Annotated in this window: 2 protein-coding genes and 1 pseudogene; all 3 read right to left on the bottom strand. The window is 56.4% G+C overall.

Features of this window, described 5'->3' with window-relative positions; genetic code table 11:
• A pseudogene (locus DJ74_RS04980) lies at positions 1 to 516 on the bottom strand (transposase); the annotation flags it as partial.
• A 9-nt stretch (positions 517 to 525) separates the two neighbouring features.
• On the bottom strand, positions 526 to 1,020 hold the full coding sequence (locus DJ74_RS04975) for a hypothetical protein (protein WP_094526542.1): 495 nt from the start codon (positions 1,018 to 1,020) through the stop codon (positions 526 to 528).
• Between the two features lie 15 nt (positions 1,021 to 1,035).
• The coding region (locus DJ74_RS19055) for a hypothetical protein (RefSeq protein WP_176451309.1) at positions 1,036 to 1,343 on the bottom strand (308 nt) is incomplete at its 5' end.

Raw genomic sequence — 1,343 nt, 5'->3', positions numbered from 1 at the left:
ATCAGTGGCCGAACCTCGTGTTGCCGGGCAAGTTGCCTGATCTTCTGGTCGTCGTAGCCCTTGTCACCGAGTAGAATGCCAATATCCTCGGGGTTGCGCTTGATCAACGACGGCGCAATCTGGCTATCGTGTTTTCGTGTTGTCGTCACGTGGAGATCGAGGATTGCGTTCACTTTCGTATCGACCAGCAACGTCACTTTGAGCGGCTGAATCGTGAGTTCGGCTCGTTTCGTGTAGTGTTTTGAGGCGGACTGCGGTCGAATCCTGACGCATCAACTCCAACGACACCGCTCGTCGGAAGTAGCGTCGCTGAGAGAGTCAATATGGCACGCCAGACAGCCATATCAAGCCGGTTGAACGCCTTACAAAGCGTTGATGGCGTAGGAAGTTCAGCTAATCCGAGGGCGTGACGAATGCGCGGCATCTCGATCAGTTCGTCAAGCAGGCCACGATAGGTCGTNNATGGATCGCCTTCTCAGTAAATCGGAGAATCTGCGACTTCGGGAGGGCCTTCATCTCATCGAATTACACGGCGAACATGTAACTCTCTGAGGATTTCAACAGAGCCCCTAAAATGTAGTTTCGACCGGGTGTGACGGTCGATAGAACAGCATAGTGCCAGAATTCGGTCGTGTTATCATCGTTGATCGACCCCGTCACCCATCTGTTCTCCTTCCCATACCAGCCAACAGTCGTGAGGTCGTACGCTAGGTGGATTGGTTCCGACGGGGCGAGGTTTTCGCGCTCGAGGAGGCGACACGTGGCATTGATGAACTTCGTTTCAATGTCTTCCACCTCGTAATCCCCCTCGGTGCCCGCGTTTGGGATATACTCGAAGAGCGTCGAGGCTGAGGGGGTGTCTCTGTCAGACTGCCAGTCAAGAAGTTCGGCGCCGTTCTTCGCGGCACATTGCTCGATGGCGAGGTGTGCGAACAATCGGTAGATGTCCCCAATCGAATACTCGTAGTTGGGGGCCAACCGGTCGCGGTCGAACCGAAGCGGGGGAGCGACCAGCGCCATGTACTCGGCGACGACTCAGCTCGCCTCGCTCATTTTGTGGTCCATGCTGACCGTCCAGTCCTCGTCGTTCTCCCGGTAGTAAGCACGCGGCTTCGACGGGTACGTGGAAGTCCGGTCGAACGAGGGTCCTCGGGGGGTCAGCGCATAGAGCGCGGCGTTGTGACTGTACTCGGCGGCTTCAGATAGAAAGTCGGCGTCGAATTCACTGATGGCGCTCGAAAGTTTCGAGTAGTGCGTGCCATCACCGGAGGTGAAGCAGGCTTCGCGAGCGACAGGACCCCCCTTCTCCAGAATCTGTTGGAGTTCACGATATCCCCCGACGA

Source organism: Halorubrum sp. Ea8 (assembly GCF_002252925.1).
Lineage (GTDB): Archaea > Halobacteriota > Halobacteria > Halobacteriales > Haloferacaceae > Halorubrum.
This window is presented reverse-complemented; position numbering and strand designations above follow the sequence as displayed.